This window comes from Gandjariella thermophila (genome assembly GCF_005405885.1).
GTDB lineage: Bacteria > Actinomycetota > Actinomycetes > Mycobacteriales > Pseudonocardiaceae > Gandjariella > Gandjariella thermophila.
In genome coordinates this window covers 51290-67637 of sequence record NZ_BJFL01000026.1, presented here as the reverse complement: position 1 = coordinate 67637, position 16348 = coordinate 51290, and the positions used below count along the sequence as shown (strand labels likewise).

At 71.6% G+C, this 16348-nt stretch carries 14 protein-coding genes and 2 tRNA genes; 10 read left to right on the top strand and 6 right to left on the bottom strand.

Annotated elements, in window-relative coordinates; translation table 11 throughout:
• The first annotated feature begins 12 nt into the window (after nucleotides 1-12).
• The 3 genes from FFT21_RS20965 (at nucleotide 13) to FFT21_RS20955 (ending at nucleotide 2748) form a co-directional block, all read left to right on the top strand.
• Nucleotides 13-783, top strand: a complete 771-nt coding sequence (locus FFT21_RS20965) for a fumarylacetoacetate hydrolase family protein (RefSeq protein ID WP_137815625.1) — start codon at nucleotides 13-15, stop codon at nucleotides 781-783.
• Between the two features lie 195 nt (nucleotides 784-978).
• Nucleotides 979-1629, top strand: coding sequence for a LuxR C-terminal-related transcriptional regulator (locus FFT21_RS20960; protein ID WP_192909665.1), 651 nt, complete (start codon nucleotides 979-981; stop codon nucleotides 1627-1629).
• Between the two features lie 207 nt (nucleotides 1630-1836).
• The gene (locus FFT21_RS20955; RefSeq protein WP_192909664.1) at nucleotides 1837-2748 is read left to right on the top strand and encodes an endonuclease domain-containing protein; all 912 of its coding nucleotides are present in this window, start codon (nucleotides 1837-1839) and stop codon (nucleotides 2746-2748) included.
• A gap of 20 nt (nucleotides 2749-2768) precedes the next feature.
• Here FFT21_RS20955 and FFT21_RS20950 read toward each other — a convergent pair whose 3' ends face one another.
• The gene (locus FFT21_RS20950; protein WP_137815622.1) at nucleotides 2769-3998 is read right to left on the bottom strand and encodes an FAD-dependent oxidoreductase; all 1230 of its coding nucleotides are present in this window, start codon (nucleotides 3996-3998) and stop codon (nucleotides 2769-2771) included.
• A 113-nt stretch (nucleotides 3999-4111) separates the two neighbouring features.
• Between FFT21_RS20950 and gltX the strand changes: the two genes are divergently transcribed.
• The 4 genes from gltX (at nucleotide 4112) to FFT21_RS20930 (ending at nucleotide 6830) form a co-directional block, all read left to right on the top strand.
• On the top strand, nucleotides 4112-5647 hold the full coding sequence (gltX, locus tag FFT21_RS20945; RefSeq protein ID WP_137815621.1) for a glutamate--tRNA ligase: 1536 nt from the start codon (nucleotides 4112-4114) through the stop codon (nucleotides 5645-5647).
• 120 nt (nucleotides 5648-5767) lie between these two features.
• A complete protein-coding gene (locus FFT21_RS20940; protein ID WP_137815620.1) occupies nucleotides 5768-6505 on the top strand; it encodes an HAD family hydrolase in 738 nt (245 codons plus the stop codon).
• Nucleotides 6506-6640: 135 nt separating this feature from the next.
• Nucleotides 6641-6712: transfer RNA gene (locus tag FFT21_RS20935), tRNA-Gln, on the top strand.
• A 45-nt stretch (nucleotides 6713-6757) separates the two neighbouring features.
• Nucleotides 6758-6830: transfer RNA gene (locus FFT21_RS20930), tRNA-Glu, on the top strand.
• 209 nt (nucleotides 6831-7039) lie between these two features.
• Here FFT21_RS20930 and FFT21_RS20925 read toward each other — a convergent pair.
• Nucleotides 7040-8197: an NsdA family TPR-like regulatory protein gene (locus FFT21_RS20925; protein WP_503826169.1), complete on the bottom strand. Its 1158-nt coding sequence runs from the start codon at nucleotides 8195-8197 to the stop codon at nucleotides 7040-7042.
• A 45-nt stretch (nucleotides 8198-8242) separates the two neighbouring features.
• Nucleotides 8243-8944 carry an IclR family transcriptional regulator gene (locus tag FFT21_RS20920; protein ID WP_192909663.1) on the bottom strand — a complete coding sequence of 234 codons (702 nt, stop codon included), beginning with the start codon at nucleotides 8942-8944 and terminating at the stop codon, nucleotides 8243-8245.
• 92 nt (nucleotides 8945-9036) lie between these two features.
• On the opposite strand from FFT21_RS20920, the gene leuC reads away from it, so the two are divergent.
• The 3 genes from leuC to FFT21_RS20905 all read left to right on the top strand — a co-directional run bounded on the left by leuC (nucleotide 9037) and on the right by FFT21_RS20905 (nucleotide 11939).
• Complete coding sequence (gene leuC / locus FFT21_RS20915; RefSeq protein ID WP_137815618.1) at nucleotides 9037-10440, top strand: 3-isopropylmalate dehydratase large subunit; 1404 nt, start codon at nucleotides 9037-9039, stop codon at nucleotides 10438-10440.
• 29 nt (nucleotides 10441-10469) lie between these two features.
• The gene (gene leuD, locus FFT21_RS20910) at nucleotides 10470-11069 is read left to right on the top strand and encodes a 3-isopropylmalate dehydratase small subunit (protein WP_137815617.1); all 600 of its coding nucleotides are present in this window, start codon (nucleotides 10470-10472) and stop codon (nucleotides 11067-11069) included.
• A 228-nt stretch (nucleotides 11070-11297) separates the two neighbouring features.
• On the top strand, nucleotides 11298-11939 hold the full coding sequence (locus FFT21_RS20905) for an HU family DNA-binding protein (RefSeq protein WP_307722952.1): 642 nt from the start codon (nucleotides 11298-11300) through the stop codon (nucleotides 11937-11939).
• Between the two features lie 337 nt (nucleotides 11940-12276).
• Here the strand turns inward: FFT21_RS20905 and FFT21_RS20900 are convergent, their stop codons facing one another.
• From FFT21_RS20900 to FFT21_RS20890, 3 genes are all read right to left on the bottom strand, one after another.
• Nucleotides 12277-13308: an NUDIX hydrolase gene (locus tag FFT21_RS20900; RefSeq protein WP_137815645.1), complete on the bottom strand. Its 1032-nt coding sequence runs from the start codon at nucleotides 13306-13308 to the stop codon at nucleotides 12277-12279.
• A gap of 166 nt (nucleotides 13309-13474) precedes the next feature.
• Nucleotides 13475-15589: an RNA degradosome polyphosphate kinase gene (locus FFT21_RS20895; protein ID WP_225978603.1), complete on the bottom strand. Its 2115-nt coding sequence runs from the start codon at nucleotides 15587-15589 to the stop codon at nucleotides 13475-13477.
• A 471-nt stretch (nucleotides 15590-16060) separates the two neighbouring features.
• Nucleotides 16061-16327, bottom strand: a complete 267-nt coding sequence (locus FFT21_RS20890) for a hypothetical protein (RefSeq protein ID WP_137815615.1) — start codon at nucleotides 16325-16327, stop codon at nucleotides 16061-16063.
• Between the last annotated feature and the right edge of the window lie 21 nt (nucleotides 16328-16348).

Here is a 16348-nt window from a genome sequence, read left to right as displayed (position 1 = left end):
TAGGGTTGGCGCGTGCGCATCGCTCGTATCGCTCATCCCGAAGGAGTCGCCTTCGTCGCGCTGGAGGGCACCGGCGACGACGTGACGGCCGCCGAGATCGCCGAGCACCCGTTCGGCCCGCACCAGTTCACCGGCCGGCGCTGGCCGCTCGCGGACGCGCGGCTGCTCGCCCCGATCCTGCCCACGAAGATCATCTGCGTCGGCCGGAACTACGCCGAGCACGCGCGCGAGATGGGCGGCGAGGCGCCGGCCGACCCGGTGATCTTCATGAAGCCGAACACCGCGGTGGTCGGGCCGAACGCGGCGATCAAGCTGCCGGCCAACTCCGAGCGGGTCGACTTCGAGGGCGAGCTGGCCGCGGTGGTCGGCCGGCCGTGCAAGGACGTGCCGGCGGAGCGCGCCGCCGACGTGCTGCTCGGCTACACGGTGGCCAACGACGTGACCGCGCGGGACCAGCAGCAGGCCGACGGCCAGTGGACCAGGGCGAAGGGCTACGACACGTTCTGCCCGCTCGGGCCGTGGATCGAGACCGAGGTGGACCCCGCCGACCTGGCCATCCGCACCGAGGTGGACGGCGAGGTCAAGCAGGACGCGCGCACCTCGCTGCTGCTGCACCCGGTGGCCAGGCTGGTCGAGTGGATCTCCGCGGTGATGACACTGCTGCCCGGCGACGTGATCCTCACCGGCACCCCGGCCGGCGTCGGGCCGCTGCGAGCCGGACAGACCGTCTCGGTGACCGTCGAGGGCGTGGGCACCCTGACCAACCCGGTCGCCTCCCGCTGACACCGTGAGCGTCGTTGGCGAACCGGCCCAGCGACCACGGGCCGCCAGGCCCGTGCGACCGGCCGGGCTACTGCCACCGGCCGGGGTTACTGGCCGGTAAAGTACGTGCCCATCGGGGGTTCTCGCCCGGCTCGTCGACGTGCCCGGTCCCGCACCGCGCGTCCGCCCGGGGAAGCGGAGAGCGGGAGGTGCGGCGTGGCGCAGGGGGAACCCACCCGCGTGCTGGTGGTGGACGCCTCGCAGTTGGTCACCGAGGGGCTGCGGGTGGTGCTGCAACGGACCCAGCGGTTCCGGGTGGCCGGGGTGGCGCACACCGCCGGCGAGGCGCTGCGCGGCCTGCGCGCGTTACTCGTCGACCTGGTGATCACCGACATCGACGTGCCCGGCGCCGCGCCGCTGCAGACCGTGCGGGACGCCCGGGAGCACCGCCCGCGCAGCCCGGTGGTGGTGCTCTCCGGCACCGACGCCCGTGAGTGGGTGGACGCCGCGCTGGACCTCGGCGCGTCCGCCTACCTGCTGAAGACCACGCCGGCCGCGGAGCTGTTATCGGCCATCGCCGAGGTGCTCCGCGGCCGCTCGGCCGTGGTCGACCGCCGGGTCGGCGAGCAGGCGCAGATGCTGCCCAGACTGCCGCCGCGCACCGCCCTGGAGAACCTCTCCGCGCGGGAGTTCGACGTGCTCGCCGAACTGGTCAAGGGCCTGGACAACCAGAGCATCGCGAACCGGCTGTTCATCAGCACCGACACGGTGAAGAGCCACGTCAAGTCGATCCTGCGCAAGCTCGGCGCCCGCGACCGCGCGCACGCCGTCGCCATCGTCCTCGGCCGCGGCGTCCCGCACCGCTGACCCCCTCTCCCCATCCAGCGGGCTGAACGGGGGTTTGAGGACCCCCGAAAGCGCCGTTCAGCCCGCTGAATGCGGGTTAGGGAATCAAGGGTTGTTTCGCTGGCTGGGGACAACCCTGCATGGTGTGGACAACCGCGCCCTAGTCGATCTTCTTTGGCGCCTGGTCCGGGTTCGGTCGGGCACTGTTCCGCCATGCGCAGACGATCGGTGCCGGGCGAACTGCACGGTCTCTTCCGCGGCACGGCGGCGGTTGCCGCAGGTGTGCTACGCCCCGACCAACTCCGCAGCACGTCCTTTCGTCGGCTGTTCCGGGATGTCTACTGGCCTGCGTGGTTGCCCGTCACCCACCCGATACGGTGCCGGGCCGCCGCGCTGATCGCTCCGGAAAGCGCCGTGCTCACCGGGCGGTCCGCCGCCACCGTCCTGGGCGTTCCGCTTGCCGCCACCCATGATCCCGTGGAACTGCTGGTGCCGGAGGCCGACCGGTTCGGACCCGTACGCGGAACGCGGATCCGCCGTGGGCCGGTACCTCCCGTCGACCATCTGCCGTGGGATCGCATCCGCATCGCCGCGAGCGAACGCATGGCCTTCGACGTGGTCGCTCGCGCGAACCTTCGTCGGGCGGTGGCAGAGCTCGACCAGCTGATCCGCCACGACGTGGTCGATCTCGAGGCGTTTCGAGGCTGGCTCCGCGGGTGTCACCTGCATGGCGTCGTCCGCGCGCGGCGGGCCGCGGAACTGGCCGATCCGAGGGCCGAGTCGCCACCGGAGTCGGAGGTACGGGTGCTGCTGAGGCTGGCCGGCCTCCGCCCCGTGCCGCAGCTGTGCGTCTGGGACGAGCACGGGTTGGTCGGCCGCGTCGACCTCGGCTTCGAGGAACACAGGGTGGCGGTGGAGTACGACGGCGAGTGGCACGCCGCCGCCGATCGGTTTGCCAGGGACCGCGAACGGCTCAACCGGCTGCAGGCGGCGGGATGGGAGGTGGTGTTCGTGACCAAAGCCCTTCTCCGGGAGGATCCGCGCGCCGTGGTGGCTGCGGTCCAGGCGGCTCTGCGCCGAGCCCGTACCCGCCTTCAGCGGGCTCGACGGGGGGTTGAGGACTCCCAAATCCCGCGTTGAGCCCGCTGAACGCGGGTTCGTCAGGGACGCCGGGCGAAGGACGGGGCGTGTTCCGGGATGATGCCGACGCCGACCAGGTAGGCGGGAATGGTCTGCAGCACGGGGAAGCGGCGCGCGGCGAGCACCGGCAGCGGCAGCCGGCCGGGGGCCGGGGCGCCCCGCTCCTCGGCCATCGCCCGGCTCAGGAACGCCCGGTGGATGCCGCGCTGGATGCCCTGGATGACCGCCGTGGGCAGCCAGCGGCGTAGCTGGATCCTGGCCATGTCCCGCTGCCGGACGGTGCCCGCCCGCAGTGGTCCGGCCAGCGCCCGGGCCGCGGCCACCGCGTCCTGCACGGCAAGGTTGATGCCGACCCCGCCCACCGGCGACATCGCGTGTGCGGCGTCGCCGATGCACAGCAGCCCGTCGGTGAACCATTTCCGCAGCCGGTCCAGCCGCACGTCGAGCAGCTTGACCTCGTCCAGCGAGCGCACCGACGCCATCCGCTCGGCCAGCCACGGCAGCAGTTCGCCGACCTGCCGGCGGAAGGGTTCGATGCCCTCCGCGCGCAGCCGCGTGTCGGTGCCCTTGAAGATCAGGTACGCGCACTGCCAGTAGTCCCCGCGGTCCAGCATGACCACCGAGTGCCTGGCGCCAAACCGGGCGACGCCGCCCTCCGGGTCGTCCGCGTGCCGGGGCACCCGGAACCACCACACGTCCAGCGGCACGCCGAACTCCCGGGACGGCAGGCCGGCCTCCGCGCGCACCACCGAGTGCCGGCCGTCGCAGGCCACCACGAGATTGGTGTGCAGCTCGCCGGTGGCGCCGTCGGCGGTGCGGTAGCGCACCCCGCCGACCCGGCCTCCGTCCCGGACCAGCCCGGTCACCTCGGTGTTCATCCGCAGCACGAACGTGGGTTCGGCCTTGGCGGCGTCGGCGAGCAGGTCCAGCAGGTCCCACTGGGGCACCATCGCGATGTGCTTGTGCCGGCCGGGCACCCGGCCGAAGTCGGCCACCGGCGCGGTGCCGCCGTCCGTCTGCACCTGCATCTGGGTCAGCAGACGGTGCGGGATCGCCGCGAACGCCGGACCCAGCCCCAGCTCGTCGAGCAGCCGCAGGGTCGAGGCATGCACCGTGTCCCCGCGGAAGTCGCGGAGGAAGTCGCCGTGCTTCTCCAGCACCGTCACCTCGACGCCGGCCCGGGCCAGCAGCAGGCCCAGCACCATGCCGGCCGGTCCACCGCCGACGACGCAGCACGTGGTCCGTTCCATCGCGCACCCTCCTTTTTCAACGTACGTTGAATAACTCCAGGATGCACCCGTGCGACGCGGCCGTCAAGCGCCGCCGGCAGGGTCGATGACCGGCCAGATACGCTTGGCCCGTCATGAGCACGCCAGATCCCTCCGCCTCCGCCGGCACCACCGCAGGAGCCCCCGCCGGCCACCGTCCCGTCCGGGTCCGCTTCTGCCCGTCACCCACCGGCACGCCGCACGTCGGCCTGATCCGCACGGCGCTGTTCAACTGGGCGCACGCCCGGCACGTCGGCGGCACCTTCGTGTTCCGCATCGAGGACACCGACGTCGCCCGCGACTCCGAGGAGTCCTACGACGCGCTGCTGGACGCGCTGCGCTGGCTCGGCCTGGACTGGGACGAGGGCCCCGAGGTCGGCGGCCCGTACGGGCCGTACCGGCAGAGCCAGCGGCGGGAGATCTACGCCGACGTGGCCAGGCGGCTGCTCGAGGCCGGCGAACTGTACGAGTCGTTCTCATCCGCCGAGGAGATCGAGGCCCGCCGCCGTGCGGCCGGGCAGGACCCGAAGCTCGGCTACGACAACGGCGACCGCGACCTCACCGAGGAGCAGAAGGCGGCGTTCCGTGCCGAGGGCCGCAAGCCCGTCCTGCGGCTGCGCATGCCGGACACCGACATCACCTTCACCGATCTGATCCGCGGCGAGATCACCTTCCGCGCCGGCAGCGTGCCCGACCCGGTGCTGGTGCGGGCCACCGGGGACCCGCTCTACACCCTGGTCAACCCGGTGGACGACGCGCTGATGCGGATCACCCACGTGCTGCGCGGCGAGGACCTGCTGCCGTCCACGCCGCGGCAGATCGCGCTGTACGCGGCACTGCGCCGGATCGGTGTGACTGATTTCACCCCCGAGTTCGGGCACCTGCCCTACGTGACCGGCGAGGGTAACAGGAAGCTCTCCAAACGCGATCCACAGTCGAACCTGTTCAACTACCGCGACCGTGGATTCATCCGGGAGGGCCTGCTCAACTACCTCGCACTGCTCGGCTGGGCAATTGCCGAAGACCGTGACGTGTTCTCGGTGGACGAGATGGTCGCCGCCTTCGACATCTCCCGGGTCAGCGCCAACCCGGCACGCTTCGACCTGAAGAAGGCCGAGGCGATCAATGCGGCACACGTGCGGGCGCTGGCGCCGGAGGATTTCGTCGCCCGGTCCGTGCCCTATCTGGTGCGTGCCGGCGTTCTGCCCGATCCGCCTTCGGACGAACAGGTGCGCGTGCTGCGCGCTATGGCCCCGATGGTCCAGGAGCGGGTCGTGGTGCTCTCCGAGGTGGCCGGAATGGTCGGCTTTCTGTTCGCCGACGAGGACTCCTTTGGCCCCGAACCGGAGTCCGCCGCCAAGGCGCTCAGTGCCGACGCGGAGCCGGTGTTGCGCTCCGCCATCGCGGCGCTGGAGGTTCTCGACGACTGGACGGCGGCCACGATCGAGCAGGCGCTCAAGGGCGCACTCGTGGAGGAGATGGGACTCAAACCGCGAAAGGCTTTCGCGCCGGTTCGGGTGGCCGTTACCGGTCGCACCGTGTCGCCGCCGCTCTACGAATCCATGGAGTTGCTGGGCCGCGAGCGCTCGATCGGTCGCATGTGTCGCGCGGTCAAGTGCCACTCAGAGTAGGCACGATTGAGATGATGGTGTGACGTCTCCGTCACCTGGGCTACTTGAACGTGTCAGAGCAGCAAGGATTCACCTTCTCAGCCGAATCGGACGGCCCGGTTATCCACCTAGCCTCGCGGGGTGACTTCAGCACTTCTGAGTATTGCCGCCGAGAAGACCGAGGAAATTCGCGCGGTCTGCCTGGACGTCGATGACACCCTTGTTGACTACGCCCGCTCGGCCAGATCGGCATTGGCCGAGTTGCTAGGGCACGACGACGCCTGGCCGATCTGGCAAAGGATCACCGACGAGCACCTCTCCCGGGTGATCGCGGGTGAGGTCGACTACCACCGGATGCGCAACGAGAGAACCCGGGCGTTCTTCGCGAACCTCGGAGAGGACCTCGACGACGTTCAGGTGGCCGCGCTGGAACAGCGCCGCCAGATGGCCATGGAGCGCGGCTGGCGGCTGTTCCCCGACGCGCTGCCGCTGCTGCACTGGCTCCGGTCGGCCAACCTCAGGGTGGCCGCCGTGACCAACGCCTCAGGGCCGCACCAGCGCGCCAAACTGGCCGGACTGGGCGTGCTGGACTTCTTCGACCACGTGGTCATCGCGGGTGAACTGGGCGCGGCCAAGCCCGACCCTGTGATCTTCCACACGGCATGCGTGGCGATGGGGGTCTCGCCGGCGCAGACACTTCACGTGGGCGACCGGCTCGACCAGGACGCGGTCGGCGCCCGCGACGCGGGGATGCACGGCGTGTGGCTGAACCGGGACCCCGGTGCGCAGCCCGCCGCGCCCGAGGGGGTCTGGGTGGTCAACACCCTTGCCGAGCTTCCTGAGCTGCTCGTCAGCGCGGTGCCCAGCCCCCGGCGCTGAGCAGCGCGACCAGGCGTCCGGCCAACCGGTCGGCGGGCCCCGGTGGGGCCGATTTCCGTCCCGCGGGTGGCTTGGTCTACTATTCATCACCGGCAGGACGGACGGCGGGCGTTGGCCCGCTGACCGGAAAGCCGGTGGGGTATGGTGTAATTGGCAGCACGACGGATTCTGGTTCCGTTAGTTCAGGTTCGAGTCCTGGTACCCCAGCGGTGCGCAGCCAATTTCAATATGATATGCTGCCGCAGCCAACAAGGCCCCGTCGTCTAGCGGCCTAGGACGCCGCCCTCTCAAGGCGGTAGCGCGGGTTCAAATCCCGTCGGGGCTACACGACCTGGGCGACCCCTGCCCGCGGAGAGCGCGGGCGGGGGTCGTTTCGCGTGTTCTGTGGGGGCGCAGCCCCCACACCCCGCCCGGGGGCAAGCCCCCGGACCCCCACCGTGGTTTGCGTTGATCGGTCGGTGCGGCTGCTCAGCGGCAGACGTCGGCACGGCTTGTCAGACCCGACCGCGCGGCGGGAGCCCCGGAGCGATGAGGTCAGGACGACCGGAGTGCGCGCACCTGGTCGTCCAGTTCGCGGACGGCAGGGAGATCCGGCCAGGATCGCCGGAGAAGGGCGTGTACCCGCCGGATGCTGGGGGTCAGGTAGGCGGAGCCGGTCCCGGTGGCGATGTCCAGGACGTCGGCGACGATCGCGCACGCTCGATCCGGATCGCCGGCCTGGACGTGGGCCTGTGCCAGTTCACAGCGGAATCCGGCCGCCCACTCCGCCCCGCGGCTTCCCGGCGGTAGCGCGCCCAGACCGGCCTCGAGTTCGGCGATTGATCGGTCGTTGCGCTTCGGGTCGGCCGCACCGATGAACCGGTAGACGGCTCCCTGCTGCGACTGAAAGAACGCGCCGTCGTACCAGTACGCCCACGACGGCATTCCGTCCGGCCGCTCCACCGCGCGCAGGGCAAGCTCGGTCGCCTCGTCCAGCGTGCGGGCCGCCGCTTCGGCGTCGCCCACCATCGCGTGACCGCGTGCCTCCTGATGTGCGGAGTAGGCCTGCTGTCCCAGCGCCGACCGGCGGTCTCGCTTGCCCGCATGGGACAGACCGATCATCGGGCCAGGCTGCTCGAGGTAGTACGCCATGCTGCCCTTGAACGACAGAGCACCGGCCACCAGATCCGCATCGTCGGCTTCCAGACCCCATTCCGTGGTCCGGTCGAACCAGATTCGTGCGGCGTCGAACTGCCGGGTGCTGAGCAGCAACCACCCGTAGAACAGCGCGAGGTCAGCCGCCACCCGGCACAGGCGGGGTCGGACCGCCGATCGGGCGTCGATGACGAACCGCTCGACCAGCGTCAGGTGTTGCCGCACCGGAGCCAGCACGGCTGCCGAGCCGACGGAATCCTCCAAACGGCGCGTCGCCATGAGGACCGCCGCCAGCGCGTCGATGCCGGGCAAGCCGATCCGCCCCGGCTGCGCCGCCGCCAACGCGAGCCGTTCCGCGTCATCAGGGGTGAGCACCCCGGCGGGGTCCGGACGGGTGGCCGAGGCGGGGTGCCCTTCGCGGGAAAGCCGAGTTCGGCTTCGGTGGCGATGTGGTGCGGGCTGGGGCGGCGGGCTGGTGGGGTGGCGAAGGTGCGGGCGCCTGCCGACCGGCGGATTCAGCGGGCTGAACGGGGGTTTGCGAGCCGCGGGAACCACCATTCAGCCCGCTGAACGCGTGGACGCTGGCCCAGTGGCCGGGGAGGGTTACAGGCGGCTCTGCAGGGCTTCGGCGGCGGCGAGCAGGTCGGCGGCCCACCGGGCGCCGGGGCGGCGGCCCATCCGGTCGATCGGCCCCGAGACGGACACCGCGGCGACCACCTGGCCGTTGCCGTCCCGCACCGGCGCGGAAACGCTTGCCACGCCGGCCTCACGCTCGGCCACGCTCTGCGCCCAGCCGCGGCGGCGCACCTCGATCAGCGTGCGCTCGCCGTAGACGGCCTCCGCCAGCACCGCCCGCTGCGTCGCGGGATCAGCCCACGCGGCCAGCACCTTGGCGCCGGAGCCGGCGGTCATCGGCAGCCGGGCGCCCACCGGAACGGTGTCCCGCAGGCCGCTCGGCGGCTCGGCGGCGGCCACGCACACCCGCTGGATGCCGTCGCGCCGGTAGAGCTGCACGCTCTCGCCGGTGATGTCACGCAGCCGCGGCAGCACGGTGACCGCCGCGTCCAGCAGCGGATCGGTGGCCCGGCCGGCGAGTTCGGAGAGGGCCGCCCCCGGCCGCCAGCGACCGTCCGAACCCCGCCGCAGCAGCCGGTGCACCTCCAGGCCCACCGCGAGGCGGTGCGCGGTGGCCCGAGGCAACCCGGTTCGATTGCACAACTCGGCGAGCCCGCACGGTTCCTTCGCCACGGCGTGCAGCACAGCCACCGCCTTGTCCAACACGCCGATCCCGCTAGACTGTCCCACGAGGCGATACTAACTTCCCGTCATTTGGGAAGTCCAGTTTTCCTTCGGCGGCAACCCCAACGCTGACGAGAAATCACGAGAGGACTTCATCGATGGGCCGCACGCTCGCGGAGAAGGTGTGGGACGCGCACGTGGTGCGCCGCGGCAACGGTGCCGAGCCCGACCTGCTCTACATCGACCTCCATCTGCTGCACGAAGTGACCAGCCCGCAGGCCTTCGACGGGCTGCGGCTGGCCGGCCGCGCGGTCCGGCGCCCGGATCTGACGCTGGCCACCGAGGACCACAACGTGCCCACCGAGGGCATCGGAGGGCCGATCGCCGACCCGGTGTCCCGGACCCAGGTGGAGACGCTCCGGCGCAACTGCGAGGAGTTCGGCATCCGCCTCCACCCGATGGGCGACATCGAGCAGGGCATCGTGCACGTGGTCGGACCGCAGCTCGGGCTGACCCAACCGGGCATGACGGTGGTCTGCGGCGACTCGCACACCTCCACGCACGGCGCCTTCGGCGCGCTGGCCTTCGGCATCGGCACGTCCGAGGTGGAGCACGTGCTCGCCACCCAGACGCTACCGCTGCGGCCATTCCGGACCATGGCGGTCACTGTGGACGGTGCGCTGCGCCCCGGGGTGACCGCCAAGGACGTCATCCTCGCCGTCATCGCGCAGATCGGCACCGGCGGCGGCCAGGGCCACGTCATCGAGTACCGCGGGCCGGCGATCGAGGCGCTGTCCATGGAAGCCCGGATGACCATCTGCAACATGTCCATCGAGGCGGGCGCGCGGGCCGGGATGATCGCGCCGGACGAGACCACCTTCGCCTACCTCAAGGACCGGCCGCACGCGCCGAAGGGCGCCGAGTGGGACGCCGCGGTCGAGCACTGGCGGTCGCTGCGCACCGACGCCGACGCCACGTTCGACAGGGAGGTGCGCCTGGACGCCGACCGGCTGACGCCGTTCGTCACCTGGGGCACCAACCCGGGCCAGGGCCTGCCGCTCGCCGAGCGGGTGCCGGACCCGGAGACCATGCTGGACGAGAGCGACCGGATCGCCGCCGAGAAGGCGCTGGCCTACATGGACCTCAAGCCGGGAACGCGGCTGCGGGACATCACCGTCGACACGGTGTTCCTCGGCTCCTGCACCAACGGCCGGATCGAGGACCTGCGGGCGGCCGCGGCGGTGCTGCGCGGCCGGAAGGTGGCCGACGGCGTGCGCATGCTCGTGGTGCCGGGCTCGATGCGGGTCCGCGAGCAGGCCGAGGCGGAGGGCCTGCACGAGGTCTTCACCGCCGCCGGCGCGCAGTGGCGCTCCGCGGGTTGCTCCATGTGCCTGGGCATGAACCCGGACCAGTTGAAGCCGGGGGAGCGCAGCGCCTCCACGTCGAACCGCAACTTCGAGGGCCGGCAGGGCAAGGGTGGGCGCACCCACCTGGTCTCCCCGCTGGTGGCCGCGGCCACCGCGGTGCGTGGCCGGCTGTCCTCGCCCGAGGACCTGGACTGAGTAGCCGAGCGGGAGGGAAGAAGCGAGTCATGGAGCCGTTCACCACGCACACCGGGGTCGGAGTGCCGCTGCGCCGGTCCAACGTAGACACGGACCAGATCATCCCGGCGGTGTACCTGAAGCGGGTCACCCGCACCGGGTTCGCCGACGGGCTGTTCTCCGCCTGGCGCGGCGACGAGCAGTTCGTGCTCAACCAGGACGCCTTCCGGCACGGCAGCGTGCTGGTCGCCGGGCCGGACTTCGGCACCGGCTCGTCCCGGGAGCACGCCGTCTGGGCACTGATGGACTACGGGTTCCGGGTGGTCATCTCCTCGCGGTTCGCCGACATCTTCCGGGGCAACGCCGGCAAGGGCGGCCTGCTCGCGGCCGAGTGCGAGCAGGCGGACGTGGAGCAGCTGTGGAAGCTGCTGGAGAGCGAGCCGGGCACCCAGGTGACCGTCGACCTGACGGACAAGACCGTGCGGGCGAAGGATTTCGTTGCTCCGTTCACGATCGACGACTACACGCGCTGGCGGCTGCTGGAGGGACTGGACGACATCGGCCTGACTCTCCGGTACGTCGAGGACATCGACGCGTTCGAGCACGATCGTCCAGTGTGGCTACCAAAAACCCTACCCGCCGCGGGCTGACTGGCGGGGCCGCCGGATCCGCCGCACAGACCGGAAACCGGCGAGCCGAAAGGCGATCCGGCGGCCCCAAAGACCTCCCGAACTCCGGCCCTCGGCGGCTGGCAAGCGCTCATCCGTCCCTCTGAAGAGCGGAACATCCCACACCGCAACAAAAAATCGGGCGTGGCACGTGGAATTTGCGGTGCGGTGGGCTTACCGTGATCCTAGAGTCGGCCCAACCGTAGGGTCGTGACCGTCCTGGGAGGGACTGAAGTGAACAAGAGTCAGCTCATCGACGCGCTTGCGGAGCGCATCGGCGACAAGAAGGCCGCGGGTGCCGCGGTCGACGGTCTCGTCGACGTCATCGTGCGCAGCGTGCAGAAGGGCGAGAAGGTCAACATCACGGGCTTCGGCGTCTTCGAAAAGCGCGCCAGGGCCGCGCGGACCGCGCGCAACCCGCGCACCGGTGAGGCCGTGAAGGTCAAGAAGACCAACGTGCCTGCCTTCCGCGCCGGCTCCACGTTCAAGGACGTCGTCAGTGGAGCCAAGAAGCTGCCGAAGGCGACCGCCGCCAAGGCGGGCAGCCGGTCGACCGCCGCGCGGAGCACGTCGACCCGGGCCACCGCCACCGCGACCACCACGCGCAAGGCCACGACGCGTGCGACCACGGCCAAGGCGAGCACGGCGAAGGCCGGCGCCACGAAGGCGGCGCCGAAGCCGACCGCGCGCAAGGCCAGCACGTCGGCGCGGGCGTCGGCGGCCGCCAAGAAGCCTGCCACCAAGGCGACTTCGGCCAAGGGCGCGGCCAAGAGCACAGCGAAGAGCGCGCGTCCGGCGGCCAAGAAGGCGACCAGCACCGCTCCGAAGAGGTCCAGCCGCGGAAAGAAGTGAACCCTATCGGCTGAATTCCGGATGACGGCCGGGGCTAGCCGTGACGTCCCGGCCCTACCACCACATCACCGCCGTCTGGCCGCCAGCTCGCAAGCCCCGGCGACGCGATCGCGGGCGTGCGTGGATTGGTCTCCCGCGCACGGAGGCGGGCGAAGCCGCGGACAAAGTCGGCGAAAGACACAGCTCGGGTCCACGGCGCCGGATATACCGCCCGCAGCGGGGTTCCGTCGGGCCGTTCCCGTGGAAGGGTCCCGTTGGGCGGTTACGCTGGTTCGGCCGCGCTGTGCGGCACTCAGGCGCCGTATGCGGTACGTGGCGCGGTGCTCGGGAGCCGGGCTCATCCGCTCGGGTTCGCCCGCCGCACCGGTACCGAGGATTCCGCGAGCGCCGTCGGAATGTAGTGCGCGGCGACCAGCCGGGGCCGGGCAGTGGGGCGGGTGCCCCCGCTACCGGGATTTCCGTCCGGTTGCTTCGGTTGCACGAACGAAAGCACCCACAGGCTGCCCTTCCTGCTGTGCACCTCGCCGAGCGCGAGTCCGTCGTGCTCGGCGATTCCGGCGACCAGGGCGGGAATCACCCCGCCCTGGCTGGAGACGACCGGCGTGCCACCGGTCGCTGCGATCTCCAGCAGCCTGGCTTCGCTCGCCGCCGGATCCTGCAGGTAGCCCTTCTCGCCGAGCAGGGGCTCCTGCCGGATCGGCGTTCCGAGGTCCTCGGCCAGCCCCCGCACCGTCTGCGCGCACCGGAGCGGGGGCGCCGAGTACACCCGGTCCACGCCGAACAGCGGAAGCAGTTCGCGGAGCGCCTCCGCCTGCGCCTTGCCCGCCGGGGTCAGCGGCCGCAGGTCGTCCTCGCCCGGCCACTCGTCCCGGCTCCCCGCCTCGGCGTGCCGGATCAGCAGCACCGACGTGAGCGGATACGGCAGCGCGCGGAAAGCGGCCAACACCTCGCGGTCGCCCGGGTAACTCAGCAGCGCTTCCGCCTCGCCGAGCGGCAGCCAGCGCAACTCGTCCACTTCGGCGTTCGCCCGGAAGGCGCCGTCGACCGCACGGGCGGCGAAGTAGTCGACCACCTTGGGCGAGACCCTGCCGGCCCGCCGAGGCGGCAGATCACGCTTCCGGGTCACCGAATAGCGGATCCGGCGTAGAAACGGTCCCAGCACGGCGCGATACCCGGTTTCCTCGGCGATCTCCCGGACCGCCGCCACCGGTTCGGTCTCGCCGGGGTCGAGCTTTCCCTTCGGTAGCGACCAGTCGTCGTAACGGGGGCGGTGCACCAGGGCCACCTCGATCCCGATGTCCCGGTTCCCGGCCGCCGGCCCGCGCGCGCCGTCACCCGGCCGCCACAGCACCGCTCCCGCCGCCCGCACCGCGTCGCCCGTCGCGTCAGGCCCGCCGTCGTCGGCCCTACCCACTGGTCGCCCTCTCCCTCGTGTCCGCGGCCGTCTGTGCGCTCGTCCGGTGTCCTACGTTCGCCCGCCTGGTCCCGGGGCTTCGCCCTCCCTCCTCATCGCGGGCCAGTTCCGCACCATGCCGTCAGGTCGCCCCGTGCGCGCGGAGCAACTCCACCTGGTGGTCCCGGACCTCCGAGCCGTTCGCCGGGGACGGCACCCACTCGCCGTCCGGGCCGAGCACCCAGCACCGCGTCGACGGGTCCAGCGCCGAGTCCAGGACCGCGTCCAACTGGCCGACCAGCTTGGGGTCCGCGACCCGCACCAGCACCTCCACCCGCCGGTCCAGGTTGCGGTGCATGATGTCCGCGCTGCCGATCCAGTGCTCGTCCGAGCCGACGAAGTGGAAGATCCGGGAGTGCTCCAGGAAGCGTCCCAGGATTGAGCGCACCCGGATGTTGTCGGAGAGGCCCGGCACACCCGGCTTGAGCGCGCAGATGCCGCGCACCACCACATCCACCGGGACACCGGCCTGGGACGCCCGGTACAGCGCGTCGATGACCTGCTCGTCGACCAGGGAGTTCAGCTTCAGCCGCACCCCCGCCACCTGACCGCGCCGGGCGTGTTCCACCTCCCGCTCGATGCGCTCGATCAGCCCGCCGCGCACCCCGTGCGGGGCCACCATCAGGGTCCGGTAGGTCTGCTGCCTGGCGTAGCCGGTGAGCACGTTGAACAGGTCGGTGAGGTCGGCGCCGATGGTCGGCTCGGCGGTCAGCAGGCCGATGTCCTCGTACAGCCGGGCGGTCTTCGGGTTGTAGTTGCCGGTGCCGATGTGGCAGTAGCGGCGGATCGTGGAGCCCTCCTGCCGGACCACCAGCGCGGTCTTGCAGTGGGTCTTCAGCCCGACGAGCCCGTAGACCACGTGCACGCCGGCCTTCTCCAGCGCGCGGGCCCACTTGATGTTGGCCTGCTCGTCGAACCGGGCCTTGATCTCCACCAGCGCGACCACCTGCTTGCCCGCCTCGGCCGCGTCGATCAGCGCGTCCACGATCGGCGAGTCACCGGAGGTGCGGTACAGCGTCTGCTTGATGGCCAGCACCTTCGGATCGGAGGCCGCCTGCTCGATGAACCGCTGCACGCTCGTGGAGAACGAGTCGTACGGGTGGTGCACCAGCACGTCCCCCTCGCGCAGCGTGGCGAACACGCTCTTCGGCGTCTCCCGCTCGCCGAACGCGGGCGGGGTGGCCGGCACGAACGGCGGGTCCTTGAGCTCCTTGCGGTCCAGCCCGTAGAGCTGCCACAGGCAGGACAGGTCGATCAGCCCGGGCACCACGACGACCTCGTCCGGGTCGACCTCCAGCTCGCGCAGCAGCAGGTCGAGCATGTGGTCGCTCATCGTCTCGGCCACTTCCAGCCGGACCGGCGGGCCGAAGCGGCGGCGGGCCAGTTCCCGTTCCAGGGCCTGCAGCAGGTCCTCGTCGCGGTCCTCCTCGACTTCCAGGTCGGCGTTGCGGGTGACCCGGAAGGTGTGGCACTCGGACACGTCCATCCCGGAGAACAGTTCGCCGAGGTGCGCGGCGATCAGCTCCTCCAGCGGCAGGAACGTGGTGCCGCCCCGGTCCGCGTCCACCCGGACCAGCCTGGGCACGTTGTCCGGCACCTTGACGCGGGCGAAGTGCTCGGTGCCGCTCTCCGGATCGCGCACCGTGACCGCGAGGTTGAGCGACAGCCCGGAGATGTACGGGAACGGGTGCGCCGGGTCCACCGCGAGCGGGGTCAGCACCGGGAAGATCTGCTCACGGAAGTACGCGGACAGCCGCTGCTGGTCGAACGTGGTGAGGTCGGCCCAGGTGACGAACCGGATGTCCTGCTTCTCCAGCAGCGGCCGCAGGTCGTCCAGGAACGCCCTGGCGTGCTGCTGGACCAGTTCCTGGGTGCGCTTGGAGATCGCGGCGAGCTGCTCGCGCGGGGTCAGCCCGTCGGCGCTGCGGACCGAGAGACCGGTCTCGTGCCGGCGCTTCAGCCCGGCCACCCGGACCATGTAGAACTCGTCCAGGTTCGACGCGAAGATCGCGAGGAACTTCGCCCGCTCCAGCAGCGGCGCCGAGGTGTCCTCGGCCAGCGCGAGCACCCGGGCGTTGAAGTCCAGCCAGGACAGCTCCCGGTTGAAGTACCGGTCCTCGGGCAGGTCGGTGACCACGGTGGCCGGAGTGACCGCCGGCGGAGCGGAGGGCACCGAGCGCAGCGCGACCGGGGACAACGGGGTCGCCTCGGCCGCCTCCTCGGCCGTGCCTTCCGCCGGCCGCCGCGTGGTGCCGGCGGTGCCGGCCACGGCGGCGCCGTCGGCGGCGGCGCTCGTTCCCGCCGCGGTCGTCTCGGTCGGGACGGCCGGCGCGGGCGGGTCCTCGGACTCCGCCGAGGCACCCCCGTCCGCCACGGGTCGCGTGGCACGGTCCGTGGCCGGCGCGGAGGTGGTCCCCGAGCCGGCGCGGGTCCGGCTGCGGCGGGTGGTCGGGCGGGCACTGCGACGCTGCGTGGCGCGCGCCCGCCGGGCCGTACGGTCCGGTGTCGCGCGGGCGGGAGAGTCCTCGGAGCCGGTGCCCGCCGAGGGTGGGTCTTCCCTGTCGTCTGTGCTCACGCGGGTATTGTCCCTCACTCGGCCAGGGGGTCTGCCAACCCGAGATCCTGCCCGAGTAACCGCCCCGGGAAACCTTCGCGGTAAGCCTGGCGGTCACACCGGGTGAACGACGGCGACGACCACCCGGCCCCGTCGGAGCACCGTCACCCGCTGTCCCGGTCGCAACGCCCGCCAGCCGCCCTCCGCCACCGCGGCCGCGCCCGCGTCGAACAGCACCCCGCCGTCGGAGAGCAGGGTCACCGAACCGTCGGCGTGCATGGTGTGCACGGTCGCCTGCTCGGCGGCGCCGGTCCGCCGCGGACGACCCGGTTCCCGCACCGGAGGATCCGCGGGGTCGTCGGGGGCACCGGAGCGATCCACGGCCCGCACTCTACGCCGCGC

Bases quoted from the DNA above. Each gene is read 5' to 3' on its own strand.
- FFT21_RS20950 (WP_137815622.1), bottom strand. From the start codon at position 3,998: ATGGAACGGACCACGTGCTGCGTCGTCGGCGGTGGACCGGCCGGCATG.
- gltX (WP_137815621.1), top strand. From the start codon at position 4,112: ATGAGCACGCCAGATCCCTCCGCCTCCGCCGGCACCACCGCAGGAGCC.
- FFT21_RS20925 (WP_503826169.1), bottom strand. From the start codon at position 8,197: ATGGTGGTTCCCGCGGCTCGCAAACCCCCGTTCAGCCCGCTGAATCCG.
- leuC (WP_137815618.1), top strand. From the start codon at position 9,037: ATGGGCCGCACGCTCGCGGAGAAGGTGTGGGACGCGCACGTGGTGCGC.
- leuD (WP_137815617.1), top strand. From the start codon at position 10,470: ATGGAGCCGTTCACCACGCACACCGGGGTCGGAGTGCCGCTGCGCCGG.